Here is a 25,649-nt window from a genome sequence, read left to right as displayed (position 1 = left end):
ACCACGATGACCAAGTACATGCTGATCATGCGCACGACGGACGCGGCACTCGAGGCCACGAAGGACGCCGACTTCGAGGAGATCATCAACGCGATGGGCGCCTACAACGAGGCGATGATGAACGCCGGGGTGCTCATCGGCGGCGACGGCCTGACCGATCCGTCCGAGGGGTTCGTCGTGGACTTCTCCGGTGAGGAGCCGATCGTCACCGACGGCCCTTACGGCGAGACGCACGAGCTGTTCAACGGCTTCTGGCTGCTGCAGGTCGGCTCCCGCGAGGAGGCGGCAGAGTGGGCCAGGCGCTGCCCCCTCGGGCCCGGCTCGAAGTTGGAGGTCCGCCGGGTGACCGACGAGTCCGACTTCGCGGACTACGCCGACAACGAGTACGTGCAGAAGGAAGCCGGCTGGCGTGAGCAGCTCGGCACCGCCTGAGATGGACGACGTCTCCGGGACCCTCGATGCGCTGTGGCGCATCGAGGGCTCGCGGGTCGTCGCCACCTTGGCCCGCGTCACCGGCGACCTCTCCGAGGCCGAGGACCTGGCGCAGGAGGCGCTCGCCGAGGCCCTGCGGTCGTGGCCGACCGCGGGGATCCCGCGCAACCCGGCGGCCTGGCTGACGACGGTGGCGCGACGCCGCGCGATCGACCGGTGGCGCCGGCGCGAGGCTCTGGACGACCGCCATCGCCGACTCGCCCGGGACCTCGAGTCACTGACGGACGACGCCTGGCAGCCGATCGAGGACGACCTGCTGCGGCTGGTCTTCACGGCGTGCCATCCGGCCCTTCCCCGTGAGGGACAGGTCGCGCTGACGCTGCGCGTGGTCGCCAGCCTCTCGACCACCGAGATCGCGCGTTTGCTGGTGGCCTCCGTCCCGGCGGTCCAGCAGCGCGTCGTCCGGGCGAAACGGACGCTGACCGAGGCCCGGGTCCCCTTCGAGGTTCCCGACCACACCGAGTGGAAGCCGCGGCTGGACGCCGTGCTGACCGTCGTCTACCTGCTCTTCACCGAGGGCTACGCAGCCACGAGCGGCGACCGGTGGGTGCGGCGCGACCTCGCCGACGAGGCGCTGCGCATGGGGCGCGTCCTGGCGCGGCTGCTGCCCCGCGAGCCCGAGGTGCACGGCCTCGTGGCGCTCATGGAGCTGCAGTCGTCACGGTTCATGGCGCGCACCGGTGCCGGAGGCGCCCCCGTGATCCTGGCGGACCAGGACCGGCGGCTGTGGGACCACGGCCGGATCCGCCGCGGTCTCGCCGCGCTGAATCGGGTCGACGCCCTCGGCCGCGGGCGCGGCCCCTATGCGCTGCAGGCGGCGATCGCGGCCTGTCACGCCACCGCCGCGTCCTTCGCCGACACGGACTGGGAACGGATCGTCGTCCTGTACGACGCGCTGCTGGCCCTCTCCCCCGGTCCCGTCGTCCGGTTGAACCGCGCCGCTGCCCTGTCGATGACCACCGACGGGACGCGGCCTGCTCTGGCCGAGGTCGAGGCGATCGCGGCCGGCGGCGACCTGTCCGCCAGTCATCTGGTCGCGAGCGTCCGGGCCGAGCTGTTGCTGCGCCTGGGCCGCACCGCCGAGGCCCGTGGACAGTTCCTCAGTGCCGCCGAGCAGGCCGCCAATGACCGTGAGCGGGCCTGGCTCGAGGCCAAGGCGGCGTCGCTCGCCACCCCGTGATCGCGATGGATCGCGGTCAGGAGCGGTCCAGGACGGTGCACAGGCATGCCTTGTTGCCCTCGGCATCCTCCAGGACGACGAACGACGGTGACTCCGAATCGTCGACGACGCGGCCCCCGGCGGCGACGGCCGCCTCGATCCGGGCCGGCAGCTGACCGGCCGGGATCCAGATGTCGAGGTGGAAGCACATCTGCGGGACGTCGTCGCGTGGCGGCGTGGGCTGGAACCACAGCAGCGGCACCTGCTCGGTCGGATCGGCGACCTGATCGCCGTCGTAGGCCTGCGCCTCACCCGTCAGGACAGCGCCCCAGAACGGCCCGATCGCGTCCTTGTCGGCGGCGTTGAGGGCGATCTCGAGCCGGGTCAGCCGGCCGGGATCGGCCTCGAGCCCGCGCTCGGCCGCCAGATCGCTGATCGTCCGCGCCATCTCGAGATCACGGTCGGTCACAGCTCCCGCGTCGTGACTGGTCAGCGTGATGTCGACGTGGGTGTACGTCAGATTCACGTCGGGGTGGTGGTTCGCGGCCTCCGCCGCCGCCCCGACGTCGACGAGGAAGTCCATTCCGGTGGCGAAGTCTCCCGTGCGGAACCGGGCGTGCAGGCTGTGGACCAGCGGCCGCCAGTCGTCCAGACCGGCAGCGATGATCGTCGGGGCGTCAACCGTGCTCATGGAGCCAATATCACCCCGCCGTCCGCTGCGCGCCAGCCCAGCGTGTTCGGCTCTTCCAGACACCCCGACACCGGTTGTAGCCTCAGAACCCGGTCCACACGGGGGTGCGGCATGCGCAAGGTGATCTTCTCGATGGGCGTCTCGCTGGACGGCTACGTCTCCGGACCGGACGGCACCTTCGACTGGCCCGGGTTCGGTGAGGAGGTCTTCGCCTTCAGCATCGAGGAGATCCGCGGGGTCGGCGTGCACCTGATGGGCCGCAGGCTCTACGAGACCATGAGCTACTGGGACGATCCGGCGCAGCAGGCCGGATTCGGCGAGGCGGAGTGGACCTGGGCGCGGCTGTGGAACCCGCTGCCGAAGGTGGTCTTCTCGCGCACCGTGTCGAGCGTGGGCGCAGCCGCCACGCTGGCGACGCGCAGCCTCTCCGACGAGATCGAGGCACTGAGAGCCGAACCCGGCGAGGGCGACATCGCCATCGGCGGTGCGACCCTCGCCCAGCAGGCTGCCGAGCTCGGACTGATCGACGAGTACCGGATGCGGGTGTTCCCCGTCCTGGTCGGCGGCGGCAACACCTTCTTCCCGCACGACCGGAGGCGCGTCGACCTGGAGTTGCTCCAGACGCACACGTTCGCCTCCGGCGTGCAGTTCCTGCGCTACGGCGTCGTGCGCTGACTGCCGCTCAGCGCCAGCCCAGCGCGGGCGCGACGTGCGTCAGCAGGCTCTCGATCACGTGGGCGTTGTAGTCCACGCCGAGCTGGTTCGGCACGGTGATCAGCAGCGTGTCCGCAGCGGCGATCGCCTCGTCCTCACGCAGCTCCTCGATCAATCGGTCGGGCTCGGCGGCGTACGTGCGGCCGAACCTGGCCGACCCGCCCTCGAGGAACCCGACCTGGTCGGTGCTGCCCGACTCACGCCCGAAGTAGGCGCGGTCCACGTCCGAGACCAGGGGGAAGATGCTGCGGCTCACCGAGACCCGCGGCTCGCGCTCGTGGCCGGCGGCCGCCCACGCGTCACGGAATCGCTGGATCTGCTCGGCCTGCAACTGGTGGAACGGCACGCCGGTGTCCTCGGTCAGCAGGGTGGAGCTCATCAGGTTCATGCCCTGGGCGGCCGTCCACTCGGCGGTCGCGCGCGAGCCCGCGCCCCACCAGATGCGGTCGCGCAGCCCCGGCGAGCGCGGCTCCAACGGGAGCCGTCCCGGCGGATTCGGGAACATCGGCCGCGGGTTCGGCTCGGCGAAGCCCTCGCCCTTCAGCACCTCGAGGAGCACCTGCGTGTGGCCACGAGCCATGTCGGCGTCGGACATGCCCTCGGGCGGCTCGAAGCCGAAGTACTTGTACCCGGCGATGACCTGCTCCGGTGATCCTCGACTGATGCCCAGTTGCAGCCTGCCACCGGAGATGAGGTCGGCAGCCGCCGCGTTCTCGGCGAGATGGAGGGGATTCTCGTACCGCATGTCGATGACACCCGTGCCGATCTCGATCCGCGAGGTCCGTGCTCCGATCGCGGCCAGCAGCGGTAACGGCGAGGCCAGCTGCCGGGCGAAGTGGTGCACCCGGAAGTACGCGCCGTCGGCCCCCAGCTCCTCGGCGGCGACGGCCAGATCGATGGACTGGAGCAACGCGTCGGCACCGGAGCGGGTGGCCGACTGCGGCGAGTCCGACCAGTGGCCGAAGGACAGGAACCCGATGTTCTTCATGTCCGGGTCAACGTCCTCGCGCGGGAATCATTCCGTCACCACGAGCAACTCGCCCACTTCGCAGTCCAGTGCGTCGCAGATCGCGGTGAGCGTCGTGAAGCGGATCGCCTTGGCGCGGTCGTTCTTGAGGACGGAGAGATTGACGACGGTGACGCCCACCAGCTCGGCCAACCGCGTCAGGGTCATGCCGCGCTCGGCCAGCAACTCGTCCAACCGGCAGTGCACGCGGTGCTCGTCCTCCCGGGGCGGCATCAGACCAGGCCCTCGGAGTCGCGTTGCATCCGCTCCCCCGTGTGGAACGTGGCGGCGATGCACCCGGCGACCATCGCGGCGAACAGGTACAGGAAGGAGATGTTCATCGAGATCTCGAAACCCGAGGTGTCGTCCGTGGTGAGCGTGGCGAGCGCGCCGTTCGCGGCGCCGGTGGTCGCCACCGTCGTCAGCAGCCAGCCCACGACGGCGGTGAGTGCCGCGCTGGTGACCAGGCGGGTGTTCGTCCGGCTGAAGAACTCCCCGGTTCCGATGTTGCGCAGCAACCAGGTCAGGCACACCAGCACGACGATGATGCTCACCGCAGGCACCACGATCGATGCGATCACGGCGCCGTACGAGGCCGGCGGCAGGTCGCTGACGTGCACCGTGACGCGGTCGATCTCGACCGGGACCGCATCGCCGACACCGGCGATCGCGATCGGCTGGGTCGAAGCCGGGAGATCGACGTCCACCGGGACCTCGCGGTTCGGCAACACCTGCGTCAGTCGCACGACGGCGTCCACGAGTGTGCCGACGATGCCGACGAGCGCGAGTGCTGCGGTGAACCAGACGTCCGCGCGGGTGGCCGTGCCGAAAGGTGCCCTCATGATCACTCCGTCATTTCATATCGAATGTCGATTTTATCGAAACACGATATGCCGTCGTCGTCAAGACGCTCCCCTCCTGCGCACGGGGCTGCCAGACTGGGCCCATGGCCGTCACCCGACTCGTCGCCACCACCGACGCCGAGCCGCTGGCCGACGTCCTGCGCCGGAACCGCAAGGCGATGGCCGAACTGGAGCCGAACCGGCCCGAGGTCTACTTCAGCGCCAAGGGACAGCGCGCGATCATCCAGGATGCGCTGCGGCGCTACGAGGACGGTGTCTCGTTCCCGCGCGTCATCATCGGCCCGGAGGACGAGGTCGTCGGCCGGATCAACCTCAACGAGATCGTCCGGGGCCCGTCGCTCAAGGGTGTCCTGGGCTATTACGTCGACGCGGCGCACCAGGGACGCGGGTTGGCCAGCGCGGCCGTGGGCGAGATGGTGAACCTCGCGTTCCTGCGACTGGGACTGCACCGGATCGAGGCGGCCACCCGCACCGACAACGCGTCGAGCCAGCGCGTGCTGGAGAAGAACGGATTCACGCAGTTCGGCGTGGCCCGCGACTACCTGCGTCTCGCCGGCCGATGGCACGACCACGTGCTCTTCGAGCGGATCATGGGCGACTCGCCTAGCGTCGGAGCATGAAGACGATCGGTCGGATCCTGCTCGGAGCGATGCTCGCGTTCGCGGGAGTCGGTCACCTGACCTTCGCCCGCGACGAGTTCGACGCCCAGGTCCCGAACAGCATCCCGCTCGACGAGGAGTTCGTGGTCGTGGCGTCCGGCGTCGTCGAGATCCTCCTGGGCGCTGCGTTCATGGCCCTGCCGCGGCAGCGGCGGATCGTCGGCCTCATCGGCGCGGCCTTCTTCGTCGCGGTGTTCCCCGGCAACGTCTCGCAGTACCTCAACGGGGTGGACGCGTTCGGCCTGGACAGCGACCGCTCACGCCTGATCCGGCTGTTCTTCCAGCCCGTCCTCGTGGTGTGGGCGCTGTGGTCGACCGATGCGCTGCAACTGGTCAGAGAACGCCGGCAACGCGGAACTGCACGCTGATCCTGGGGCCCACGGCGCGCGCGGTCTTCAAGATCGCGTGCTCCCACGTGCGCTGACAGCTGCCGCCCATGACCGACAGGTCACCGTGACCGAGACTGAATCCGGTCTGGGGTCCTCCGCCGGCGGGGCGCAGACTCAGCTTGCGCTCGGCGCCGAGCGACAGGATCGCGACCATCGTGTCCTCCGTGCGGCTGCGGCCGATCCGGTCGCCGTGCCAGGCCACCGAGTCGTTGCCGTCGCGATAGAAGCACAGGCCGGCGGTGACGAACGGCTCGCCGAGCTCGTCGGCATAGTGCGCCGAGAGGGCGTTCCGCGCCTCCTCCAGTGCGGGGTGGGGCAACGTGCGACGCGGCCCGTAGAAGCACAGCAGTCGCGGGACGTCGACGACCCGCTCGTACATCTCACGGCGCTCCTCGCGCCACGGGACCTCGGTGCGCAGCACGTCGAACAGCTCGTCGGATCCGGTGACCCAGCCCGGGAGTGTGTCCACCCAGGCGCCGTCGGAGAGTTCGTGACGCCGCACTCCGTCGAGCGGACCGACGCGCACCCCGGCGTCACCGTCGAGCAAGGATCCTTGGAGCCACATGACTGCCACTCTACGACGAAACCAGAACAGGTGTTCGATCACGCCGCGCGGCGTGTCACGCGTGGACGGCTCGCCAGAACGCGTCGAGATACTCGGGCGGCTCCGGCGTACCCATCCCCTGGCGCGTCAGCAGCACGCCGCCCACGCCCGCCTCGGGATCGACCCACAGGCTGGTCCCGGTCCCGCCGTCCCAGCCGAAGCGACCGGGATGCGAGGACGGGTAGCGCGCCGTGTTGTCGACGCCGACCCCCAGCCCCCAGTCGACGCTGGGCTCCAGGAACTCGTGGGACATGGCGCGCGCCGACTCCCCCAGCGTGACGGTGCGCAGGGTGTCGAACGACGCCGCGGAGATCACCGGCCCGCGGGGTCCGCGCCCGCCACGCAGCAGCATGCGGACGAACTTCGCGAGGTCGTCGGCCGTCGACAGCAGCCCCGTCGCGGCTGACCGGAAGACCGGCACGTTCATCAGCCGCGGGTCGGCGATCGGCGCGACCTCGACGAAGTCGCCGCGGCGGTTCGGGAACCACGACGACGGGACCCGGTCGACGCTCTTCATCGGGACCGCATAGCCGGTGTCGTGCATGTCGAGCGGAGCGAGCACCTCGTCCCGCAGCACCAGGTCGAGTCGCCGTCGGGTGACCCGCTCGAGGAACACGGCCAGCAGATCGAAGGAGAACTGGTAGAGCCAGCCCTCCCCCGGCTGGTGGGCCATCGGCAGCGGTCCGGCGAGCTGGGCCCACCGGTCCGGGCGCACCACGGGCGGCTTCCAGGTCGAGACCAGGCCGCGGCGCTCGAACTCGCCGGCCAACGGATCCGTCGCGGTCGCCGTCATGTCCCAGCCGAACCCCGAGCCCATCTGCAGCAGGTCGCGGATCGTCGTCGGGCGCGCCGCCGGGATCGTGTCATCGAGGGCGGCGCCACGGGCGCGGAGCACTCTTCGGTCGGCGAACTCCGGCAACCACCGGTCGATCGGCTCGTCGAGGACGAACAGCCCTCGCTCGGCCAGCCGCAGCGTGAGGACCGCGACGATCGGCTTGGTGACCGAGGCGATCCGGAAGATCGAGTCGCGGCCCAACGGTCCGGCGGAGCCGATGCCGATCGTCTGGCGAGGACCGCTGACGACCGCCCACGTCATCCCCGGGACGGACATCCGGCCGACGACCTCCCGCAGGTGCGGGGCGAGGTCGACAGCGGTCATGTCCGGTCCCTCATGCGTCGACGACGCCGGTGCGCGGCGTGATGACGGCTTCGCTGGACCACGGGAAGTTGATCCACCGGTCGGTCTTGCGCCAGACGTAGTCCGGCTTGATGACCGAGCGCGGCTTCTCGAAGATCACGGCCGACCGCACGTCGCCGGCGTGCTCCCAGCAGATCCGCGCGACGAGCTCGAGCGTCTTGCCGCTGTCAGCGACGTCGTCGACCACCAGGACCGAGAGGTCGTCGAGCTCGGCGAGGTCGAGGAACGGAGGCAGCAGGGTCGGCTCGTCGCGGGTCGTTCCGACGCCGGTGTAGAACTCGACGTTCATCGTGAACAGGTTCTTGCAGTCCAGCGCGTAGGCGACCGAGCCGGCGGGAATGAGCCCGCCTCGGGCGATGCCGAGCACGATGTCGGGCCGGAAACCGGAGTCCGCCACGGTCTGGGCAAGCTCGCGGATTGCCGTACCGTAGGTCTGCCAGGTCAGGATCTCGCGCTCGTCCATGGGCCCATCGTGGCACGATGACGAGCATGGACGTCACTCGATTCGGTCACGCCGCCGTGCTCGTGGAGGTCGCCGGCACCCGCATCCTCATCGATCCGGGCAACTTCAGCACCGCCGCCACCTTCGAGCTGACCGGGCTCGACGCGATCATCGTCACCCACCAGCACCCCGATCACCTGGACCGCGACCGCGTCGGTCCCCTGCTGGCGGCCAACCCGTCGGCGCGCCTGCTGGCCGAGCCGGAGACGGCCGCGACCCTGGACGGCTGGGACGCGACCGCGGGCGACGCGACCTTCGAGATCGGTGACGTCACCGTGACCGGCGTCGGCTCCCGCCATGCCGAGATCCTCCCGACCATCCCCCGCGTGGGCAATGTCGGCGTGCTGGTCACGGCGCCGGGCGAGCCGACCCTCTTCCACCCCGGTGACACGTACGAGTACCGCCCGGACGGGGTCGACATCCTGGCGCTTCCGCTCTCGGCGCCGTGGGCGAAGCTCAGCGAGACCGTCGACTTCGTCCGGGCCATCGCCCCCCGGACGGCGTTCCCGATCCACGACTGCACGGTCTCCGAGGCCGGCTATCAGATCTATTGGACGCAGTTGCAGAACCACGCCGGGGTCGAAGACCTGCAGCGACTCCCCCAGGACGGCGCCCTCAGACCCTGAGGCCGGGGTGTTGGTATTCACACCCGCCACACCGGGCAGGAACTGGCTTTATCTCACAACTGATATACGCTGGAGTGCATGACTCAGAACGACTCCTACCTCTCGCGGATCGGCACCCTGATCCGCGACGCGCGCCAGCACTCGGGCCTCACCCAGGCTCAGTTGGCGGCCGAGTTGAAGACCAGTCAGAGCGCGATCAACCGCATCGAGAAGGGTCAGCAGAACCTGACCCTCGACACGCTCGCCCGCATCGGAGCAGCCCTGGACTCCGAGCTCGTCAGCGTCGCCACGTCGACCGGACCGAGCCACCTGCGCGTCAAGGGCGGCACCACGTTGTCGGGCAGCATCGACGTGAAGTCGAGCAAGAACGCGGGCGTCGCGCTGTTGTGCGCCGCCCTGTTGAACACCGGCACCACGGTCCTGCGCAAGGTCGCGCGCATCGAGGAGGTCAACCGCCTGCTCGAGGTCCTGGAGTCCATCGGTGTCCGCACCACGTGGCTCAACGACGCGAACGACCTCGAGCTCGTCGTCCCCGAGACCCTCGACCTGGCCAAGATGGACGCCGAGGCCGCCCGCCGCACGCGCAGCATCATCATGTTCCTCGGCCCGCTGATGCACCGCATGGAGGAGTTCGACCTGCCGTACGCCGGTGGATGCGACCTCGGTACCCGCACGGTCGAGCCGCACATGACCGCCCTGCGCCCCTTCGGACTCAAGGTCCTGGCCACGGAGGGCAGCTACCACGCCTCCGCCGCCCGCGGCGTCGTGCCGGAGCGGCCCATCGTCCTGACCGAGCGCGGCGACACCGTCACCGAGAACGCGCTGCTGGCCGCGGCTCGGAACGAGGGCGTCACCGTCATCCGCAACGCCAGCCCCAACTACATGGTCCAGGACCTGTGCTTCTTCCTCGAGAAGCTCGGCGTCGAGATCGAGGGCATCGGCACCACCACGCTGCGCGTCACCGGCAAGCGCGAGATCCGCGGCGACGTCGACTACGCGCCCAGTGAGGACCCGATCGAGGCGATGAGCCTCATCACCGCCGCGATCGTCACCGACTCGAACATCACCGTGCGCCGCGTCCCGATCGAGTTCATGGAGATCGAGCTGGCACTGCTCGAGGAGATGGGCTTCCGCTACGACCGCTCCGAGGAATACCTCGCCGAGAACGGTCAGACGCGCCTCGTCGACATCACGACGCACCCGTCGAAGCTGCGCGCGCCGATCGACAAGATCCACCCGATGCCGTTCCCGGGCCTCAACATCGACAACCTCCCGTTCTTCGCCGTCATCGCGGCGCAGGCCGAGGGTCAGACGATGCTGCACGACTGGGTCTACGAGAACCGGGCGATCTACCTGACCGAGCTGAACAAGCTCGGCGCCCAGGTGAAGCTGCTCGATCCGCACCGGGTCCTGATCGAGGGACCCACCCGCTGGAGCGGTGCCGAACTGGTCTGCCCGCCGGCGCTGCGGCCCGCCGTGGTGATCCTGATCGCGATGCTCGCGGCCAAGGGCACCTCCGTGCTGCGCAGCGTCTACGTGATCAACCGCGGCTACGAGGACCTGGCCCTGCGGCTGAACGCCCTCGGTGCCGAGATCGAGACCTTCCGCGACATCTGAGTTCCACGGCGGCGGGCCTGCCGTGGCCTAGGTTGGTCGCGTGAGGACACCGCCGTACCTCGAGCACCCGCCGCCCATCGCCTTCGCCCACCGCGGAGGCGCCAAGGTCGAGGTGAATCTCGGGATCGAGAACTCCCTGGCCGCGTTCACCCACGCCTACGAGCAGGGCTATCGGTACCTGGAGACCGACGTGCGCTGCAGCCGCGACGGGGTGGTCTATGCGTGCCACGACGAGAAGCTTGACCGCCTCCTGGGGACCGAGGACGCGATCGCCGACCTCGACTCGGCCACGATCGACAGGGCTCTGCTCGGCGACCGTGAGCCGATCGTCCGGCTCGAGACGCTCGTGGAGGCGCTCCCCGACGCCCGCTGGAACATCGACGTGAAGGCCGACGACGCGGTCGACGCCACCACCGACCTGGTCGAGCGACTCGGCATCCTCGACCGGATCTGCCTCGCGTCGTTCTCGCACGCACGCCTCGTCCGCATGCGCGCCCGCCATCCCCAGGTCGTCACCTCCGCCTCGTCGCGCGAGGTCGCCCAGATGGTGCTGACCCGGCGGGTGCCGGCCGCTCCCCTGATCTTCCAGGTCCCCGTCCGGCACGGGTACGCCCGCATCACGACGCCGGGCTTCCTGCGCCGGGCGCACCGCGCCGGAAAGCACGTGCACGTCTGGACGGTGGACGACCCGCAGGAGATGCACCGTCTCGCCGAGTTGGGAGTCGACGGGATCATGACCGACCGCACGGACGTGCTCAAGTCCGTGCTGCAGGACCGAGGCCAGTGGAAGGAACCCGCATGACCCACGAGCTCGTCGCTACCGAGCGCAACCGAGGACGCGTCATCGCGTGGGGGCTGTGGGACTGGGGCTCGGCCGCCTTCAACGCCGTGATCGTGACGTTCATCTTCTCGGTGTACCTCGTCGAGGGCGTCGGCGACGACGTACCCGGGCCGTTCCGTGCCAGCACGTGGCTGGGCCTCTCCAGCGCCGCCGGAGCGGTGCTCATCGCCGTCCTGGCGCCCGTCCTGGGTCGGCGGGCCGATGCCGGGGGCGCCCGAAAGAAGACGCTGTTCTGGCTCACCCTCGCGGTCGTGGTCATCACCGCGTCCCTGTTCTTCGTCGAGAGCGACTGGCACTTCCTGTGGCTGGGACTGGTCCTCCTGGCCGCCGGGTCCGTGATCTTCGAGCTCACGCAGGTGCCGTACTTCGCGATGCTCCGACAGGTCTCGACCCCCGACGACGTGGGCCGGGTCTCCGGATTCGGCTGGGCGATGGGCTACTTCGGCGGCATCGTCCTGCTGCTCATCTGTTACTTCGGCTTCGTCGCCGGGAGCGGCGACACCCGGGGCTTCCTGGGCGTGTCCACCGAGAACGGCCTCAACATCCGGCTCATCGCGCCGCTGGCGGCCGGCTGGTTCCTGCTCTTCGCCATCCCGCTGTTCCTCAAGGTGCCCGAGCTGCCCGCCACCGCGAACGACGACGCCCCCAAGGTCGGCATCGCCGACTCCTACCGGGGCGTCTGGAACGACATCACGCAGATGTGGCGCGAGGACCGGTCCACGCTGAAGTTCCTCATCGCCAGCGCGTTCTTCCGTGACGGACTCGCCGGCGTCTTCGCGTACGGTGCCGTCCTGGCCGTGTCGGTCTACTCGATCGACAAGGACGACGTGATCCTCTTCGGCGTGGCCGCCAACGTCATCTCGGCCGCCGGCGCTCTCCTCGCGGGACGGTGGGACGACTCGATCGGGCCGCGTGCGGTCATCGTGTTCTCGCTGGTCTCGATGATCGTGTGCGGCACCGTGCTGCTGTTCGTCGACGGCCCCCGCATGTTCTGGATCTTCGGGCTGGGCCTGTGCCTGTTCGTCGGCCCCGCCCAGTCGGCCTCGAGGACGTACCTGACCCGCATCACGACACCGGGCCGCGAGGGTCAGAACTTCGGGCTCTACGCCATGACCGGACGCGCCGTCTCGTTCATGGCGCCGCTGATGTTCGCCCTCACCATCTGGGCGGGCAACCTCGTCCTGGGCACCGACACCGACCGCTGGGGAATCGCCGGGATCATGGTGATTCTGGCGATCGGACTGCTCCTGCTGCTGCGAGTCCCCCGGCACGTCGAGGATCGCGCCCGGGCCATCGTGGGCTGAGTTCCGAAAAGCCGCTCTCAGGGGAATCTCACGAGATTGGCGTACGTTGGAACGGACGGAGACCTTCAGAAGGGGGACCGACAATGGCAGAACGAGCCTTGCGCGGAGCGCGGCTGGGAGCCCAGAGCTTCGAGGACGAGCGCGGAGTCGAGATGGCGCCGCGACAGCAGATCGAGTACGTGTGCGCCGACGGCCACACCTTCACCGTGACGATGTCCGACGAGGCCGAGGTTCCGGCCGAGTGGGAAGATCCGAAGACCGGTCAGATGGGACGCCGGGTCGGCGGAGCCGAGCCGGACCGCAAGGAGGAGAAGGCCGTGCGCACGCACTGGGACATGCTCCTGGAGCGTCGTTCCGAGGCCGAGCTCGAGGAGATCTTGACCGAGCGGCTGGAGATGCTGCGTGGTGGCGAGATCGGCCCCCCGCACCTGCACCGCAAGAGCAAGTCGCGGAAGAAGTCCGTCAGCGCCTAGCGGCGAACGGATTCATCCGCTGGAGGCCCCACACGGTGACCCGTGTGAGGGCCTCTTTCACGATGTCGAGGCTCATCTTCGACTGACCGTGCACCCGTTCGACGAACGTCACGGGAACCTCGGCGACCTCGAGGCCGGCGAGCCGGGTCTGGCGCGTCATGTCGATCTGGAAGCAGTACCCCTGCGACTCGACCGCGTCGAGGTCGATCGCCTCGAGCGTCTCGCGGCGGAAGGCCCGGAAGCCCGCCGTGGCGTCCTTGACACCGAGGTTCAGCATGAGGCGGGCGTAGAGCGACGCCCCCCGCGAGAGGGCCTCGCGCCGCTTGGGCCAGTTGACGACCGAGCCGCCGGGCACCCACCGCGACCCGAGCGTCAGCGGCACGCCCGACCGGGCCGAGTCCAGGAGCTTGCCGAGGTCCTCGGGACGATGGGAGCCGTCGGCGTCCATCTCGACCAGCACGTCGTAGCCACGGTCCAGGCCCCACGCGAAGCCGGCGCGGTACGCGGCGCCGAGCCCTTCCTTGCCCTGCCGGTGCAGGACGTGGATGCGGGGATCGTCGACCGCGAGCTTGTCGGCGATCTCACCCGTGCCGTCGGGCGAGTTGTCGTCGGCGACCAGGATCTCGACGTCGGGCTGCGCCTGGAGCACGCCCTGACAGATCCAACCGACGTTGTCCGCCTCGTTGTAGGTCGGGATGATGATCAACGTCTTCATGGCCGCTCCAGTCGTAACTTCCGTTTACCGAGGGCCCATCCTGCCACGGACATGACGTAGATCACCACCGCCCATCGGGGCCCCCACTCGGTGGCCGGGGTGGTGCCCTGCGCGGCCTGGACCTCGGCGATCACGGTCGCCGGCTCCTTCGGCTCGGCCCGGCCCTCGACGCGACCGCTCGGGTCGACGATGCCGGTGATGCCGTTGGTCGATGCGACCGTCACCCAGCGCCCTGTCTCGATCGCCCGCAGGCGCGAGATCGCCCACTGCTGCTGGGGCTGCACGCCGCGTCCGAAGTCCATGAAGCTGGCGTTGCTGGTCTGAACGGCGAGGATCTCGGCGCCCCGCTCGACGGCACCGTGGACGGCTCCGTCGTAGGCGATGTCCCAGCAGATCGTCAGCCCGATGGCCAGGTCGTCGAGCGTCATGACGCCGGGCTCGTCACCGGCGAGGATGTCGCGCGGGATGTCGCGGTCGAACCGCGGGACGATCGACCCCAGCTGGTCGCGGAACGGCACGTACTCGCCGTAGGGCACCGGGTACTGCTTGAGGTACACGTCGTCGCGGGGACCGTTCTCGTCGATCAGGACCGAGGCGTTGTACGCGGTGTCCTCGCGCGGGCCGTCCAGCAGGGCGCCCACGAGGATGGGTGCGTCGAGGCGCGCCGACAGCTCCATCAGCTCCTGACGCGCCCAGGGGTTCTTGATCACGTCGAGGTCGGAGCCGTTCTCGGGCCAGATCACGATGTCGACCGGCCGGTCGATGCGCTCGGTCTCGGCCAGGTGGAGACGGAAGATCTCGGCACGCGGCCACTGCAGGAAGGGTCCGGGCGTGTTGCCCTGCACCACCGCGACGGTGCGGGACTCTCCCCCGTCGGCGATCCCCACGGGCAGGACGAGCCCGATCGCGGGGATGGCGATCGCGGCTGCCAGGGCAGTGAGCCGGCGATCCTTGACGGCCACCACGAGCAGTCCCGCGACCACCGCCATCAGCCACGACGTGGCGGGCAGCGCCACAAGACGCACCCAGCCCTCCAGGGGCGTGTCCAGCGCCGTGTGGGCCAGCCGGCCCCAGGGGAACCCGCTCAGCGGGAAGGCGCCCCGCAACTGCTCACCGGCGACCCAGACGGCCGCGGCCCAGACGGGCCAGAACGGAGCCCACACGGCCGCGCGGAGTGCCCACGTGATGACGGCGAGGAACAGCGCCTCGATGGACACGAGGGCCACCCAGGCCCACGGGTCGACAGCGTTCATCCACCAGATCAGCGGCCCCATGAAGGCCAGCCCGAACACCAGGCCGGTGGCCAGTACCCGCCACACGGACGCGTCGCGCAGCGTCCGGACGACGGCGAAGTAGCCGGCCAGCGTCAGGACCATCAGTCCCGGGACGGCGAGCGGCTCGAAGGCCGCGGCGGACGCGGCACCGAGCAGGGCGGCCGCGAGGACCTGTCTCACAGGCGAACGAGATCGCGCGGGGTGTTGTTGAGCACCTCGAGACCGTCCTGCGTGCACACGACGATGTCCTCGATGCGCGCACCCCACTGACCCTCGACGTAGATGCCCGGCTCGATGGAGAAGGCCATGCCCGGCTCCAACACCGTCCGGTTGCCCTCGACGATGTAGGGCTCCTCGTGCGTCTCCTGGCCGATCCCGTGACCGGTGCGGTGGATGAAGCGGTCGCCGTACCCGGCGTCGGCGATGATCTGCCGGCCGATCGCGTCCACCGACTCGGCCGTCACGCCGGGTCGCGCGTACTCGCGCTGGGCCTGCTGGGCCTGCTTCAGCACCTCGAACATGGCGATGTAGCCCGGATCGGGCTCGCCGCCCGCGACGTAGTTGCGGGTGGAGTCCGAGCAGTACCCGGCGGCGTTCGTGCCGCCGATGTCGACGACCACGGGCTCCCCGGCGCCGATCACGCGGTCGGAGACCTCGTGGTGCGGCGACGCGCCGTTCGGCCCGGAGCCGACGATGACGAAGTCGACCTGCTCGTGGCCCTCCTCGACGATCGCGCGGGCGATGTCGGCACCGACCTCGCGCTCGGTGCGGCCCGGGCGCAGCCATTCCCCCATCCGTGCGTGGACCCGGTCGATCGCGGCCCCGGCGTCACGCAGCGCCTGCACCTCCTCGTCGTCCTTGACCGCGCGCAGGGCCGACACGAGCTGGCCGCCCAGCACGAGGCTGGCCTCGGGCAGCGCCTCCTGCAGGGCGAACACGCGCGATGCCCACATCTGGTCGTCGACGGCCACGACGTCGGCGTCACCGACCAGGTGGGCGACGATCGCGAAGGGGTCGTCGAGCTCGTCCCAGGTGACGATGGGCATCGACACGCCCGCGGCCTCGGCCGCGGATCGCTCGAGTCCGGGGACCACCAGGTGACTGCCCAGCTGGGTCACCACGAGACAGGTCAGCCGCTCCAGCGGCTTGGCCGCATAGCCGGTCAGATACCGCAGATCCGCCCCGGGAGTCACGAGCAGGGCGTCGACGCCGTTCTGGCTGGACAGGATGCGGGCACGATCAAGGCGTTCGGTCACACCACGAGGCTATCTGGCGGAACCCGATCGGATGTGTGAGCGTAGGGCGTATCTCTCAACACACCCACAGGATCGGGGGATCCATGAAGAAGGCAGTCATCGCCGTATCCACGGCGGTCCTCACCGCCGGCCTCGTGACCGCGTCACCCGCGGAAGCGAAGCCGGGTCCGGCGGCACCGAAGGGTCAGACCACCAAGCTGACCGAAGCCGTCACCGTCAACGGAATTCTCAAGCACCTGCGCCAGTTCCAGTCGATCGCCAACGCGAACGGCGGGAACCGTGCGTCGGGACTGCCGGGATACGAGGCGTCCGTCAACTACGTCACCCGCGAGCTCGAGCGGTCCGGGTACGACGTCACGAAGCAGGCGTTCACCTTCCCGTTCTTCCAGGAGCTCAGCCCCACGGTGCTCACGAGCGGGGGCGCGACGATCGAGAACTCGATCTTCACGTACTCCGGCAGTGGCAGCGTGACCGGACCCATCGTTCCGACGAACGACGTCCAGGTCCCGCCCGGCGCCGAGGCGGGAAGCAGCAACTCCGGTTGTGAGGCCGCCGACTTCGACGCCGCGCCCGCCGAGCCCGCGATCGCGCTCGTCCAGCGCGGCACGTGCGAATTCGCGGTCAAGGTCCAGAACGCGGTGGCCGCCGGCTACGACGCCGTCATCGTCTTCAACGAGGGTCAGCCGGGACGCACCGACATCATCGCCGGCACCCTCGGCGTTCCGCAGGACGTCCCCGTCACGGGCGTCACCTACGAGCAGGGCGCCGCCTTCGTGGCGGCCGGCACGCCCACGGGCACGCTCACGACCGAGGTCGAGGCCGACCTGGACCGCACGACGTGGAACGTCATCGCGGACCTGCCGAAGTCCAAGCTCAAGAAGATCAAGAACGACGACCAGGTCGTGGTCGTCGGCTCGCACCTCGACAGCGTCACGGAGGGCCCGGGCATCAACGACAACGGCTCCGGCTCCGCCGGCACGCTGGAGATCGCCAAGCAGCTCTCCAAGACGGGCCTGGACAAGAAGCTCCAGCGTCCGGTCCGCTTCGCCTTCTGGGGCGCGGAGGAACTGGGCCTGCTCGGTTCGGAGCACTACGTCGCCAGCCTCGATTCCGACGAGCTCTCGGAGATCTACGCGAACCTGAACTTCGACATGATCGGCTCGCCGAACTACGCGCGGTTCGTCTACGACGGTGACGGCTCCGACGGCGAGGCCGGCCCGGCCGGGTCCGGTGAGATCGAGAAGATCTTCACGGACTACTTCGACAGCAAGAGGCTCGCCAGCGAGCCGACGGCGTTCGACGGCCGGTCCGACTACGGTCCGTTCATCGCGGTCGGGATCCCGGCCGGTGGACTGTTCAGCGGTGCTGAGGGTGTCAAGACGCCCGAGCAGGTCGAGCTGTACGGCGGCACCGCCGGTGTCGCCTACGACCCGTGCTACCACCAGGCCTGCGACGACACGACCAACATCAGCGTGAAGGCGCTGAACGAGTTGGGCGACGCCGCCGCCTTCGCGGTGGCCAGCCTGGGTCTGTCGAAGTCGGGCCTGTACCCCGACGGCAGCCGCAAGGCCGCCAAGAAGATCACGGGCAAGGCCTTGGCCAAGGCTCATGGCAAGGCCCACGGTCACGCGGGCGCCGCTCGCTGATCACCCGCGCTCGTCCCCGTCACCGCTCGCGGTGGCGGGGACGACGCATGTCCGGGCGTGCCATCATGGCGCCATGTCCTCGCGACTGCTCCTGCTCGACACGGCCAGCCTCTACTTCCGCGCGTTCTACGGCGTGCCGGACTCGATCAAGGCCGCCGACGGCCGCCCGGTCAACGCGGTGCGCGGCATCGTCGACTTCCTGGCGACGTTGCAGTCGCGCTACGAGCCCGAGGTGGTCGTGGCGGCGTGGGACGACGACTGGCGTCCGGCGTGGCGCGTCGAGCTCCTCGACACGTACAAGACGCACCGGGTGGCCGACGCCGAGGCCGGCATCGAGGAGACGCCGGACCTGTTGGCGCACCAGGTGCCCCTCATCGCCGAGGTCCTCGCCCTGGCCGGGGCCACGGTCGTCGGTGCGCCCGATGCCGAGGCCGACGACGTGATCGGCACCCTCGTGCGGCGGTGGGACACCGGCGTCGACGTCGTCACGGGCGACCGCGACCTGTTCCAACTGGTCGACGACGCGCGCGACGTCCGCATCCTCTACACCGCCCGGGGCGTCAGCAAGCACGACGTCGTCGATGCGGCATGGGTCCGCGACAAGTACGGCATCGAGCCGAGCCAGTACGTCGACTTCGCGGTCATGCGCGGCGACGCGTCCGACGGTCTGCCGGGCGTCGCGGGGATCGGGGACAAGACCGCCGCAACGCTGCTGGGCGAGTTCGGCGACCTGGCCGGGATCCGCGCGGCGGCTGCGGACCCCGAGTCCTCGCTGCGCCCGCGGATCCGCCAGTCGCTGCTGGACTCGGCCGACTACATCGATGCGGCGGTCAAGGTCGTCACGGTACGACCCGATCTTGACCTCGCCGATCCCGTGGCCGGCGCGATCGACGTCGACGGCCTGCGCGCCTTCGGCGAGCAGTGGAACGTCGCGGGCCCCGTCGAGCGGCTGCTGGAGTCCGTCAGGACGTGACGCTGGAGTAGGCGACCACACCGGTCCGCAACTCGTCCAGGGCCGCACGCGCCGAGTCGCGCACCGGACCCGGTCCGGCCGCGTCGGCGATCTGGGCCACGGTGTCGATCAGCTGCTTCATCGCCCGCACGAAGTCCCCGGCCGCCATCTCGGCGGTGCCCAGCACCAGGTCCAGACTCGTGCCCTCGCACCACATCCAGACCGCGTACGCGAAGCCGAAGTCCGGCCGGCGCAGGAACTTCAGCCGGTGCTCGCGCTCCAACTGGTCCAGCTCCAGCCAGAGCATCCCGAGGGACTCCGCCGCCTGGGCGACGGCCTTTGTCGGGAACCGGGGCGGCGGCGCATCATCGGAGTTGCGCGCGGTGTAGGTCAGGCCGCTGGCGACCGCGGCGAACTCCGCGGGCGACAGCCCTTCCCAGACGTCGATGCGCAGCGACTCGCTGACGATGAGGTCCGACTCGCCGTAGATGCGCTGCAGGCGGCGACCCTCCTCGGTGACGTCGTCGCCCTCGAGGTAACCGAGCGCGTCCAGCACGACGCACACCCGGTCGAACTGGCGCGCGACGCTGTTGGTGCGCTGTTCGACACGGCGGCGCATGCTCTCGGTCTCGCGGTCCAGCGCGATCATGCGCTCGGCCCAGCGGGCGTGCGACTCGCGGTCGGGACAGCCGTGGCACGGGTGGTCGCGCATCTGGCGCCGCAGCTCGGCGATCCTCGGGTCCTCGACCGTCGGACCGTCCCGGTACGCCCGCGGGTGGTCCGCCAGGTGTCCGGCGCGGTCACGCAGCGCCGACGCGAGGTCGCGCCGCGACTGCGGGTCCCGCGGGTTGAAGGTCTTGGGGATGCGCATCTGCGTCAACGGCTCGACCGGGCTCGGGAAGTCGACGGCGGCCAGTCGTCGCGCGTGCCGGTTCGCCGTCAGGACCATCGGGCGGGGCCCGTCGCGGTTGCCGGCGTCGGGATCGAGCACGATCGCCAGTCCCGAGAACTTGCCCGCCGGGACGTTGATGACGTCGCCACGCTTCAGCCGGCCCAGCGACTCGAGCGCCTCCTCGCGCTTGGCGGCACGGCGCGATTTCGAGCCCGCCGACTCGATGTCGCTGAGCTGGCGACGCAGGCTCATGTACTCCATGAAGTCGCCCTGCTCGCAGGTCGCGGACTCGCGGTAGGCCTCGATCGCCTCGTCCGCCTTGCGGACCTTGCGGGCCAGCCCGACCACGGCGCGGTCGGCCTGGAACTGTGCGAAGGACATCTCCAGCAGCTCGCGGGCGCGCTCGCGACCCACCTGGTGCACCAGGTTGACCGCCATGTTGTACGAGGGCCGGAAGGACGAGTTGAGCGGATACGTGCGCGTCGATGCCAGGCCGGCCACGTGCCGCGCGTCCAGCCCCGGTTGCCACAGCACGACGCCATGGCCCTCGACATCGATCCCGCGGCGGCCGGCGCGGCCGGTCAGCTGGGTGTACTCCCCCGGCGTGACGTCCACGTGGTTCTCGCCGTTCCACTTCGTCAGCCGGTCGATCACCACGGAGCGGGCGGGCATGTTGATGCCCAGGGCCAGGGTCTCGGTGGCGAAGACGACCTTGACCAGGCCGGCGCTGAAGAGGTCCTCGACGCACTCCTTGAAGGTCGGCAGCATGCCGGCGTGGTGCGCCGCGATGCCGCGCCCGATCCCCTCACGGAACTCGTGGAAGCCGAGAACCGCCAGGTCCTCCTCGGGCAGGTGGGCGCAGGCGGCGTCGACGTGGGCGTGGATGGCCTCGCGCTCCTCCTGCGAGGTGAGGATCAGGCGGGCCGCCAGACACTGCTCGACGGCGGTGGCACAGCCCGCGCGGCTGAAGATGAAGACGATCGCCGGCAGCATGCCCTCGGACTCGAGCTTGAGGACGATATCGATGCGGTCCGGCGTGCGGTGGCGACTGCGCGGCCGTCGGCCGCCCTTCTGGGGGCGGCGCGAACGGTTCTTGGCGAACGCCCGGTTCCACTGCGCGTCGTCGCGGGCCATCTGCTCGAGGGTGTGGTTGACCTCGGTGCTGTTCGGCTCGAACAGGTCGAACATCTTGCGGCCGACCAGGACGTGCTGGTGCAGCGGAACGGGCCGCTTCTCCTCGACGATCGTGTCGGTCTCGCCGCGCACCTCGTGCAGCCAGGCGCCGAACTCCTCGACGTTCGAGACGGTCGCCGAGAGCGAGACGATCGACACCGAGGGAGGTAGGCCGATGATGACCTCCTCCCACACCGCGCCGCGGAAGCGGTCGGCGAGGTAGTGCACCTCGTCCATCACGACATGGCCCAGGTTCTTCAGCGTCGAGGAGCCCGCGTAGATCATGTTGCGCAGCACCTCGGTCGTCATGACGACGATCGGGGCCTCACCGTTGATGGTGTTGTCGCCGGTCAGCAGGCCGACGTTCTCGGCGCCGTACCGATCGGCGAAGTCACTGAACTTCTGGTTCGACAGCGCCTTGATCGGGGTGGTGTAGAAACACTTGCGCCCGGTGGCCAGGGACAGGTGCACGGCGAACTCGCCGACCAGGGTCTTGCCCGAGCCCGTGGGGGCCGCGACGAGGACGCCGTGCCCGTCCTCGAGCGCCTCGCACGCCCGGACCTGGAACTCGTCGAGGCCGAAGGGGTAGAGGTCTCGGAAGGCCGCGACGTGGGGGTGCTGGCGGTCCTTGCGGAATCGGGCGTACTGCTCGGCCGGGGTGGACATGCCTCCAGCCTACGGAGGATCAGTCACCGAGGCCTTCAGGCGCCTCCAGCGGCGAGGCCTCCTCGTCGCCCCACGCCTGCGTGGCCCGTCCGCGCCGTCGGTCGGTGACCCGGGCGATGATCTCGGAGACGAAGTACAGGACGCTCATCGGGATCGCCAGGAACAGGAACGTCACGGGGTCGACGGTGGGCGTCGCGACCGCCGCGAAGACGAAGATGCCGACGATGATCCACGGTCGGGCCCGGATCAACTGGGCACCGCTCACCGCGCCGATGCGGTTCAGGATCACCACCACGACGGGGATCTGCGCGCCGACTCCGAACAGGATGATCATCCGCGTCGCGAAGCTCAGGTAGTCGGCGCCGTTGAGCAGGTTCGTCCACCCTTCGGGGGCGAAGCCGACCAGCAGCTCGATCGCCTTGGGGAACGTCCAGTAGCCGACCCAGGCGCCGCCGAGGAACAACGGCAGGCAGGTCGCCGTGAGCAGGAGGGCGGCGCGCTTCTCGTTCCGGTGCAGGGCCGGCAGGACGAACGCCCACAGCTGCCACATCCACACGGGGCTCGAGAGCACCAGGCCCGCGAGGACGCTGGTCTTGAGCTGGAACTGGAACGCCCCGCCGATCCCGCTGACGACCAGCTCGGTGTCGATGTCCTTGGCCTCGAGCGCGGGGCGCACCTGCTCATAGGGAGCGGTCAGCCACTCGAGGATCTCCGGGTAGAAGTACCACGCCACGCCCACGCCGAGGGCGATCGCGGCGAGCGCCTTCACCAGCCGCGAGCGCAACTCCGCGAGGTGATCGAGCAGCGGCATCTCGCCGCCGGGTCCCGGACGGCGGCGCGCCGCCCCGAATCCGATGACCACCCCGGTCAGGGAGTCTGGTCGTCGCGGCGCTCGACAGCGGCGGGATCGATGGCCCGAGCGGTGGGATCGGCCTTCTTCTCCTCGTGCTCGCTCTCGCGGATCTCGGACTTGAAGATGCGCAGCGCACGGCCGGAGCCGCGGGCGAGCTCGGGCAGCTTGCGGCCGCCGAACAGCAGCAGGACGATCCCCAGGATGATGAGGATCTCGGTGGCGCCGATGCCGTTTAACATGGGGAACTCCTTAGACGGAACTTGTTCCATCGTACGCGGCCAGCGCTGAGCGGGCGGCATCCCGTACCTCCGCGGCGAAACCGGCCGGCTCCACCACGTGCACGCCGCCACCCGCGCGCATCACGACGCGACGCAGCCACGAGGGGTCGCTGCCGAACAGTCGCGCGCGGACGGAGCCGTCGGGGCGCTCCTGCAGGACGTCCATGCGGTACTGCTCGAGCACCCAGACGGCGCTGGGCTCGATCTCGACCACGATCGACGGCGTGTCCGGGCCCTGGGGGAAGAGATCCTCCAGGCGCGTGCGGTGACCGGCCTTGGTCGTGACCGGCGCGTCGAGCACCGTGGCGGCGACGATCCGGTCGACCCGGAAGAGTCGGTCGGCCTCGACCTTGTGGCACCAGGCGGACAGGTAGCGATGGCCGTCCTGGGTGAACGCGCGGTGCGGGTCGACGGTGCGCTCGGTCTGCTCGTCGCGCGTCTCGTTGGCGTAGACCATCTGCAGCTGGCGCTGGCCGGCCAGGGCCTCGGCGACGGCGGTCTGCACGTCCGGGTCGACCTCGGGCAGCAACACGTCGACGGACGTGTCGACGTCGGTGCCTGCGGCCTCGGCGAGCTTGGCCAGCGCCGAGTCGATGAGGGCAGCCTGGTCGCCGGCCGCCGACTGACGCAGGGTGCGCAACGCGACCATGAGCGCCGCGGCCTCGCTGCGCGAGACGCGCAGGGGCCGGGACATGAACTCGGCGTCGCGGATGTAGACGACTCCCTCGTCCTGCAGGGCGGTGACGTCGAAGTCGATGAGCTCGCCGTGGAACTCGCCCCAGCCGGTGAGCATCATGATCTCGAGCTCACGCTGCGCCTGTGCCGGCTTGATGTTGAACTCGCGCGCCAGGTCGGCCAGCGGGATCCCCTGGTTGCTCTGCAGGTACGGGACCATCGCCAGCATGCGGACGACCTGCTTCAGGGACGGGTTCACGCGTGGGCCTCCGCGATCGAACGAAGTCGGTCGATGACGGCATCCCGCAGCTCCGGCGGCGACACGACGACCACGTCGGGGCCGTACGAGGCCACCTCGGCCGCGAGGTCGTCCAGCGCTGCGTAGGCGATCTCGACCTCGTCGGTCGTGCCGTCGACCGGGTCGATCCGCACCGCGTAGCGCCGCAGGGACTGGCCACGGCCTGCGGTCACCCGCAGCACGGCGGACGCGGTCGGCTCGGGCGGGTGGAGGGCGCGGGCGACCTTCTTCAGGTCGGCGTCCGCGGGGACCTCGTACTCCCCCGGCTCACCGTCGGGCTTGACGTCTCCGACGATGCGCGACAGCCGGAACAGACGCGGGCGCCGGCGGTCGCGGTCGAAGCCGCCGACGTACCAACGCTCGCGGAACGAGGTCATGCCCCACGGCTCCAGGTGCCGCACCGTCGTCTCGCCGTCGGGACGGCGGTACTCGAAGGCGATCGGCATGCGGCGGCCGGTGGCGTCGAAGACCGCGTCGAAGGACGGCTCCTCGGCGCTCAGCCGCGCCTCGGTCATGCGCAGCACCGACGGGTCGAAGTCGTTGCCGATGGCCTTGAGCTTGGCCAGGGCGGTCGTGGTCTCGGCGGCCATGCCGGCGTGATCCCACAGCTGACCCGCCAGACCGATCACGGCGGCCTCCTCGACCGTCAGGTCGATCTGCGGCAGCTCGACGTCGGCTCGCAGGAGGCGGTACCCCGGCACACCGCCGAGCGCGTCGTAGGTGCCGGTCTCGATCTCGAGGCCGAGGTCGCGCAGCTCCTGCTTGTCACGCTCGAACTTGCGCTCGAACGCCACGTCCGTGTCCTCGCGGTACTCCGCGATGGACGACCTGATCTGGTCCTTCGTCAGGTACTGGTTCGTCGCCAGGAGGGTGAAGACGAGGTTCATCAACCGCTCGGTCTTCCGCTGCGCCATGAGCGACAGACTAGCTGGCGTCGAGCAGGTCCAGGACGAAGATCAGCGGGCCCTCGGGCTGACCGTTCTTCTTGGCGTCCTTGCCGTAGGCGTCGTCGGTGGTGCAGGTCACGACGATCCGGCTGCCGACGGTGTGCCCGGGCACGAGGTCGGTGAGGCAGGGAACGGCCGAGCCCTCGGCGATCGAGATCTGGCGCGGCCCCGTGGACCAGGACTCGTCGAAGACGTCACCGGCGGGGTACTTCTGGCCGACGTACTGGACGCTCAGCGTGGCGCCCTTCTCGATCGGGTCGCCGGCGCCCTTGATCAGGACGTGCGACGCGGACTTCGTGAGCTTGGTCGCGGTCTTCTTCGTCGTGGCGAACTTGACCGGCTGCTGGTCCTTGCCGTACGTCAGCTTCGGCACCGAGGCCGGCGCCTTGACGGCCTTGCCCTCGGCCTTCGGCGGGATCTTGGCGACCAGGTCGAAGAGGAAGACCATCGTGTCGTCCTTCTCGAGGCCGAGGGACTCGACGCTCTGCAACAGCGACGCGCCATCCTCGGAGGGAACGGACACCAGCACGCGCGAACCGACGTCCTGGCCGACGAGGCCCTTGTAGAAGCCCGGCAGCGCCGTCTTCTCGTTGAGCGTCAGCGTCATCGGCGTCTCGTTCTTGAAGGAGTTGTCGAACTCCTTGCCGGTACGGCCGTTCACGGCGACGTAGTTGATCTTGATCGTGTCGCCGGCCGCGATTTCCTCGCCGCCGCCCTTGGAGACGACCTTCGACTCGGTCTTGTCGGTCGTGTAGTCCTTCTCGACCTTCACCTTCGGCGTACCGGACTTGCTCACCTCGATCCCCTCGAGGTCATTGCCGCCGCCGCAGCCGGTGAGGACGATGGATGCGGTGGTCATGGCAACCACGAGAGCGGTACGACGCAC

General features: G+C 69.7%; 28 protein-coding genes. 12 read left to right on the top strand and 16 right to left on the bottom strand.

Annotated features, from left to right (window positions below):
• Positions 1-6: 6 nt before the first annotated feature.
• Complete coding sequence (locus GL325_RS01795; RefSeq protein ID WP_187768409.1) at positions 7-432, top strand: YciI family protein; 426 nt, start codon at positions 7-9, stop codon at positions 430-432.
• The gene (locus GL325_RS01790; RefSeq protein WP_255955371.1) at positions 410-1,672 is read left to right on the top strand and encodes a sigma-70 family RNA polymerase sigma factor; all 1,263 of its coding nucleotides are present in this window, start codon (positions 410-412) and stop codon (positions 1,670-1,672) included. Before GL325_RS01795 ends, GL325_RS01790 begins: the two co-directional genes overlap by 23 nt.
• 16 nt (positions 1,673-1,688) lie before the next feature.
• Here the strand turns inward: GL325_RS01790 and GL325_RS01785 are convergent, their stop codons facing one another.
• On the bottom strand, positions 1,689-2,342 hold the full coding sequence (locus tag GL325_RS01785) for a 4a-hydroxytetrahydrobiopterin dehydratase (RefSeq protein WP_187768408.1): 654 nt from the start codon (positions 2,340-2,342) through the stop codon (positions 1,689-1,691).
• A gap of 111 nt (positions 2,343-2,453) precedes the next feature.
• On the opposite strand from GL325_RS01785, the gene GL325_RS01780 reads away from it, so the two are divergent.
• Complete coding sequence (locus GL325_RS01780) at positions 2,454-3,017, top strand: dihydrofolate reductase family protein (RefSeq protein ID WP_187768407.1); 564 nt, start codon at positions 2,454-2,456, stop codon at positions 3,015-3,017.
• A 7-nt stretch (positions 3,018-3,024) separates the two neighbouring features.
• On the opposite strand, the gene GL325_RS01775 is transcribed toward GL325_RS01780, so the two are convergent.
• From GL325_RS01775 to GL325_RS01765, 3 genes are read right to left on the bottom strand one after another with little or no spacing between them, the layout of a single operon-like run.
• A complete protein-coding gene (locus GL325_RS01775) occupies positions 3,025-4,044 on the bottom strand; it encodes an LLM class flavin-dependent oxidoreductase (protein ID WP_187768406.1) in 1,020 nt (339 codons plus the stop codon).
• Positions 4,045-4,071: 27 nt separating this feature from the next.
• Entirely contained in the window at positions 4,072-4,296 is a 225-nt protein-coding gene (locus GL325_RS01770; RefSeq protein ID WP_154594965.1) for a helix-turn-helix transcriptional regulator, read from the bottom strand.
• Positions 4,296-4,904, bottom strand: a complete 609-nt coding sequence (locus GL325_RS01765) for a DUF2975 domain-containing protein (RefSeq protein WP_187768405.1) — start codon at positions 4,902-4,904, stop codon at positions 4,296-4,298. Before GL325_RS01765 ends, GL325_RS01770 begins: the two co-directional genes overlap by 1 nt.
• Positions 4,905-5,008: 104 nt before the next feature.
• Here GL325_RS01765 and GL325_RS01760 point away from each other — a divergent pair, with 104 nt between their 5' ends.
• Positions 5,009-5,545 carry a GNAT family N-acetyltransferase gene (locus GL325_RS01760; RefSeq protein ID WP_187768404.1) on the top strand — a complete coding sequence of 179 codons (537 nt, stop codon included), beginning with the start codon at positions 5,009-5,011 and terminating at the stop codon, positions 5,543-5,545.
• Complete coding sequence (locus GL325_RS01755) at positions 5,542-5,952, top strand: MauE/DoxX family redox-associated membrane protein (RefSeq protein WP_154594962.1); 411 nt, start codon at positions 5,542-5,544, stop codon at positions 5,950-5,952. Before GL325_RS01760 ends, GL325_RS01755 begins: the two co-directional genes overlap by 4 nt.
• Here the strand turns inward: GL325_RS01755 and GL325_RS01750 are convergent.
• From GL325_RS01750 to GL325_RS01740, 3 genes are read right to left on the bottom strand one after another with little or no spacing between them, the layout of a single operon-like run.
• The gene (locus tag GL325_RS01750) at positions 5,918-6,538 is read right to left on the bottom strand and encodes an alpha-ketoglutarate-dependent dioxygenase AlkB (protein WP_187768403.1); all 621 of its coding nucleotides are present in this window, start codon (positions 6,536-6,538) and stop codon (positions 5,918-5,920) included. The two genes, GL325_RS01755 and GL325_RS01750, sit on opposite strands and share 35 nt — an antisense overlap.
• Positions 6,539-6,593: 55 nt before the next feature.
• Positions 6,594-7,736 carry a serine hydrolase gene (locus tag GL325_RS01745; protein ID WP_187768402.1) on the bottom strand — a complete coding sequence of 381 codons (1,143 nt, stop codon included), beginning with the start codon at positions 7,734-7,736 and terminating at the stop codon, positions 6,594-6,596.
• A 10-nt stretch (positions 7,737-7,746) separates the two neighbouring features.
• Positions 7,747-8,238, bottom strand: a complete 492-nt coding sequence (locus tag GL325_RS01740) for a phosphoribosyltransferase (RefSeq protein WP_154594959.1) — start codon at positions 8,236-8,238, stop codon at positions 7,747-7,749.
• Between the two features lie 26 nt (positions 8,239-8,264).
• Here GL325_RS01740 and GL325_RS01735 point away from each other — a divergent pair, with 26 nt between their 5' ends.
• The 5 genes from GL325_RS01735 (at position 8,265) to GL325_RS01715 (ending at position 13,138) form a co-directional block, all read left to right on the top strand.
• Entirely contained in the window at positions 8,265-8,903 is a 639-nt protein-coding gene (locus GL325_RS01735; RefSeq protein ID WP_154594958.1) for an MBL fold metallo-hydrolase, read from the top strand.
• A gap of 78 nt (positions 8,904-8,981) precedes the next feature.
• Complete coding sequence (locus tag GL325_RS01730) at positions 8,982-10,520, top strand: UDP-N-acetylglucosamine 1-carboxyvinyltransferase (protein ID WP_187768401.1); 1,539 nt, start codon at positions 8,982-8,984, stop codon at positions 10,518-10,520.
• 40 nt (positions 10,521-10,560) lie between these two features.
• A complete protein-coding gene (locus tag GL325_RS01725; protein ID WP_187768400.1) occupies positions 10,561-11,322 on the top strand; it encodes a glycerophosphodiester phosphodiesterase family protein in 762 nt (253 codons plus the stop codon).
• A complete protein-coding gene (locus tag GL325_RS01720; RefSeq protein ID WP_187768399.1) occupies positions 11,319-12,665 on the top strand; it encodes an MFS transporter in 1,347 nt (448 codons plus the stop codon). Before GL325_RS01725 ends, GL325_RS01720 begins: the two co-directional genes overlap by 4 nt.
• Positions 12,666-12,748: 83 nt before the next feature.
• Positions 12,749-13,138 (top strand): RNA polymerase-binding protein RbpA, encoded by a 390-nt coding sequence (locus GL325_RS01715; protein WP_154594955.1) that lies wholly within the window; start codon positions 12,749-12,751, stop codon positions 13,136-13,138.
• On the opposite strand, the gene GL325_RS01710 is transcribed toward GL325_RS01715, so the two are convergent.
• Genes GL325_RS01710 through GL325_RS15865 form a run of 3 tightly spaced genes read right to left on the bottom strand, consistent with a single transcriptional unit; the run spans position 13,128 to position 16,383 of the window.
• Positions 13,128-13,853: a polyprenol monophosphomannose synthase gene (locus GL325_RS01710; RefSeq protein WP_187768398.1), complete on the bottom strand. Its 726-nt coding sequence runs from the start codon at positions 13,851-13,853 to the stop codon at positions 13,128-13,130. The genes GL325_RS01715 and GL325_RS01710 overlap by 11 nt on opposite strands.
• Positions 13,850-15,307, bottom strand: coding sequence for an apolipoprotein N-acyltransferase (gene lnt / locus GL325_RS01705; RefSeq protein WP_154594953.1), 1,458 nt, complete (start codon positions 15,305-15,307; stop codon positions 13,850-13,852). The genes GL325_RS01710 and lnt overlap by 4 nt, the downstream gene beginning before the upstream one ends.
• The gene (locus tag GL325_RS15865) at positions 15,304-16,383 is read right to left on the bottom strand and encodes a Xaa-Pro peptidase family protein (protein WP_187768397.1); all 1,080 of its coding nucleotides are present in this window, start codon (positions 16,381-16,383) and stop codon (positions 15,304-15,306) included. The genes lnt and GL325_RS15865 overlap by 4 nt, the downstream gene beginning before the upstream one ends.
• Before the next feature lie 83 nt (positions 16,384-16,466).
• Between GL325_RS15865 and GL325_RS01695 the strand changes: the two genes are divergently transcribed.
• Together GL325_RS01695 and GL325_RS01690 are read left to right on the top strand one after the other, a co-directional pair.
• Positions 16,467-18,029, top strand: a complete 1,563-nt coding sequence (locus tag GL325_RS01695; protein WP_187768396.1) for a M28 family metallopeptidase — start codon at positions 16,467-16,469, stop codon at positions 18,027-18,029.
• Between the two features lie 73 nt (positions 18,030-18,102).
• Entirely contained in the window at positions 18,103-19,002 is a 900-nt protein-coding gene (locus GL325_RS01690; RefSeq protein ID WP_187768395.1) for a 5'-3' exonuclease, read from the top strand.
• Here the strand turns inward: GL325_RS01690 and GL325_RS01685 are convergent.
• The 6 genes from GL325_RS01685 to GL325_RS01660 are packed head-to-tail and all read right to left on the bottom strand — an operon-like array spanning position 18,992 to position 25,622.
• A complete protein-coding gene (locus GL325_RS01685) occupies positions 18,992-21,712 on the bottom strand; it encodes an RNA helicase (protein ID WP_187768394.1) in 2,721 nt (906 codons plus the stop codon). The two genes, GL325_RS01690 and GL325_RS01685, sit on opposite strands and share 11 nt — an antisense overlap.
• A 19-nt stretch (positions 21,713-21,731) precedes the next feature.
• Positions 21,732-22,574 carry a twin-arginine translocase subunit TatC gene (tatC, locus tag GL325_RS01680; RefSeq protein WP_255467010.1) on the bottom strand — a complete coding sequence of 281 codons (843 nt, stop codon included), beginning with the start codon at positions 22,572-22,574 and terminating at the stop codon, positions 21,732-21,734.
• A 5-nt stretch (positions 22,575-22,579) separates the two neighbouring features.
• Positions 22,580-22,804, bottom strand: coding sequence for a twin-arginine translocase TatA/TatE family subunit (tatA, locus tag GL325_RS01675; protein WP_255499288.1), 225 nt, complete (start codon positions 22,802-22,804; stop codon positions 22,580-22,582).
• 10 nt (positions 22,805-22,814) lie between these two features.
• On the bottom strand, positions 22,815-23,777 hold the full coding sequence (locus GL325_RS01670) for a YafY family protein (RefSeq protein ID WP_187768392.1): 963 nt from the start codon (positions 23,775-23,777) through the stop codon (positions 22,815-22,817).
• Positions 23,774-24,730, bottom strand: a complete 957-nt coding sequence (locus tag GL325_RS01665; RefSeq protein ID WP_154594947.1) for a YafY family protein — start codon at positions 24,728-24,730, stop codon at positions 23,774-23,776. The genes GL325_RS01670 and GL325_RS01665 overlap by 4 nt, the downstream gene beginning before the upstream one ends.
• 10 nt (positions 24,731-24,740) lie before the next feature.
• The gene (locus GL325_RS01660) at positions 24,741-25,622 is read right to left on the bottom strand and encodes an FKBP-type peptidyl-prolyl cis-trans isomerase (RefSeq protein WP_187768391.1); all 882 of its coding nucleotides are present in this window, start codon (positions 25,620-25,622) and stop codon (positions 24,741-24,743) included.
• Between the last annotated feature and the right edge of the window lie 27 nt (positions 25,623-25,649).

The organism is Aeromicrobium sp. 636, assembly GCF_024433585.1.
GTDB lineage: Bacteria > Actinomycetota > Actinomycetes > Propionibacteriales > Nocardioidaceae > Aeromicrobium > Aeromicrobium senzhongii.
The sequence above is the reverse complement of the archived record's forward strand: the minus strand, read 5'-3'. Positions and strand labels throughout refer to the sequence as shown.

Coding starts and splice junctions, on each gene's coding strand:
- GL325_RS01795 (WP_187768409.1), top strand. CDS start 7: ATGACCAAGTACATGCTGATCATGCGCACGACGGACGCGGCACTCGAG.
- GL325_RS01785 (WP_187768408.1), bottom strand. CDS start 2,342: ATGAGCACGGTTGACGCCCCGACGATCATCGCTGCCGGTCTGGACGAC.
- GL325_RS01780 (WP_187768407.1), top strand. CDS start 2,454: ATGCGCAAGGTGATCTTCTCGATGGGCGTCTCGCTGGACGGCTACGTC.
- GL325_RS01775 (WP_187768406.1), bottom strand. CDS start 4,044: ATGAAGAACATCGGGTTCCTGTCCTTCGGCCACTGGTCGGACTCGCCG.
- GL325_RS01770 (WP_154594965.1), bottom strand. CDS start 4,296: ATGCCGCCCCGGGAGGACGAGCACCGCGTGCACTGCCGGTTGGACGAG.
- GL325_RS01765 (WP_187768405.1), bottom strand. CDS start 4,904: ATGAGGGCACCTTTCGGCACGGCCACCCGCGCGGACGTCTGGTTCACC.
- GL325_RS01760 (WP_187768404.1), top strand. CDS start 5,009: ATGGCCGTCACCCGACTCGTCGCCACCACCGACGCCGAGCCGCTGGCC.
- GL325_RS01755 (WP_154594962.1), top strand. CDS start 5,542: ATGAAGACGATCGGTCGGATCCTGCTCGGAGCGATGCTCGCGTTCGCG.
- GL325_RS01750 (WP_187768403.1), bottom strand. CDS start 6,538: ATGTGGCTCCAAGGATCCTTGCTCGACGGTGACGCCGGGGTGCGCGTC.
- GL325_RS01745 (WP_187768402.1), bottom strand. CDS start 7,736: ATGACCGCTGTCGACCTCGCCCCGCACCTGCGGGAGGTCGTCGGCCGG.
- GL325_RS01740 (WP_154594959.1), bottom strand. CDS start 8,238: ATGGACGAGCGCGAGATCCTGACCTGGCAGACCTACGGTACGGCAATC.
- GL325_RS01735 (WP_154594958.1), top strand. CDS start 8,265: ATGGACGTCACTCGATTCGGTCACGCCGCCGTGCTCGTGGAGGTCGCC.
- GL325_RS01730 (WP_187768401.1), top strand. CDS start 8,982: ATGACTCAGAACGACTCCTACCTCTCGCGGATCGGCACCCTGATCCGC.
- GL325_RS01720 (WP_187768399.1), top strand. CDS start 11,319: ATGACCCACGAGCTCGTCGCTACCGAGCGCAACCGAGGACGCGTCATC.
- GL325_RS01715 (WP_154594955.1), top strand. CDS start 12,749: ATGGCAGAACGAGCCTTGCGCGGAGCGCGGCTGGGAGCCCAGAGCTTC.
- GL325_RS01710 (WP_187768398.1), bottom strand. CDS start 13,853: ATGAAGACGTTGATCATCATCCCGACCTACAACGAGGCGGACAACGTC.
- GL325_RS01695 (WP_187768396.1), top strand. CDS start 16,467: ATGAAGAAGGCAGTCATCGCCGTATCCACGGCGGTCCTCACCGCCGGC.
- GL325_RS01690 (WP_187768395.1), top strand. CDS start 18,103: ATGTCCTCGCGACTGCTCCTGCTCGACACGGCCAGCCTCTACTTCCGC.
- GL325_RS01685 (WP_187768394.1), bottom strand. CDS start 21,712: ATGTCCACCCCGGCCGAGCAGTACGCCCGATTCCGCAAGGACCGCCAG.
- tatA (WP_255499288.1), bottom strand. CDS start 22,804: ATGTTAAACGGCATCGGCGCCACCGAGATCCTCATCATCCTGGGGATC.
- GL325_RS01665 (WP_154594947.1), bottom strand. CDS start 24,730: ATGGCGCAGCGGAAGACCGAGCGGTTGATGAACCTCGTCTTCACCCTC.
- GL325_RS01660 (WP_187768391.1), bottom strand. CDS start 25,622: ATGACCACCGCATCCATCGTCCTCACCGGCTGCGGCGGCGGCAATGAC.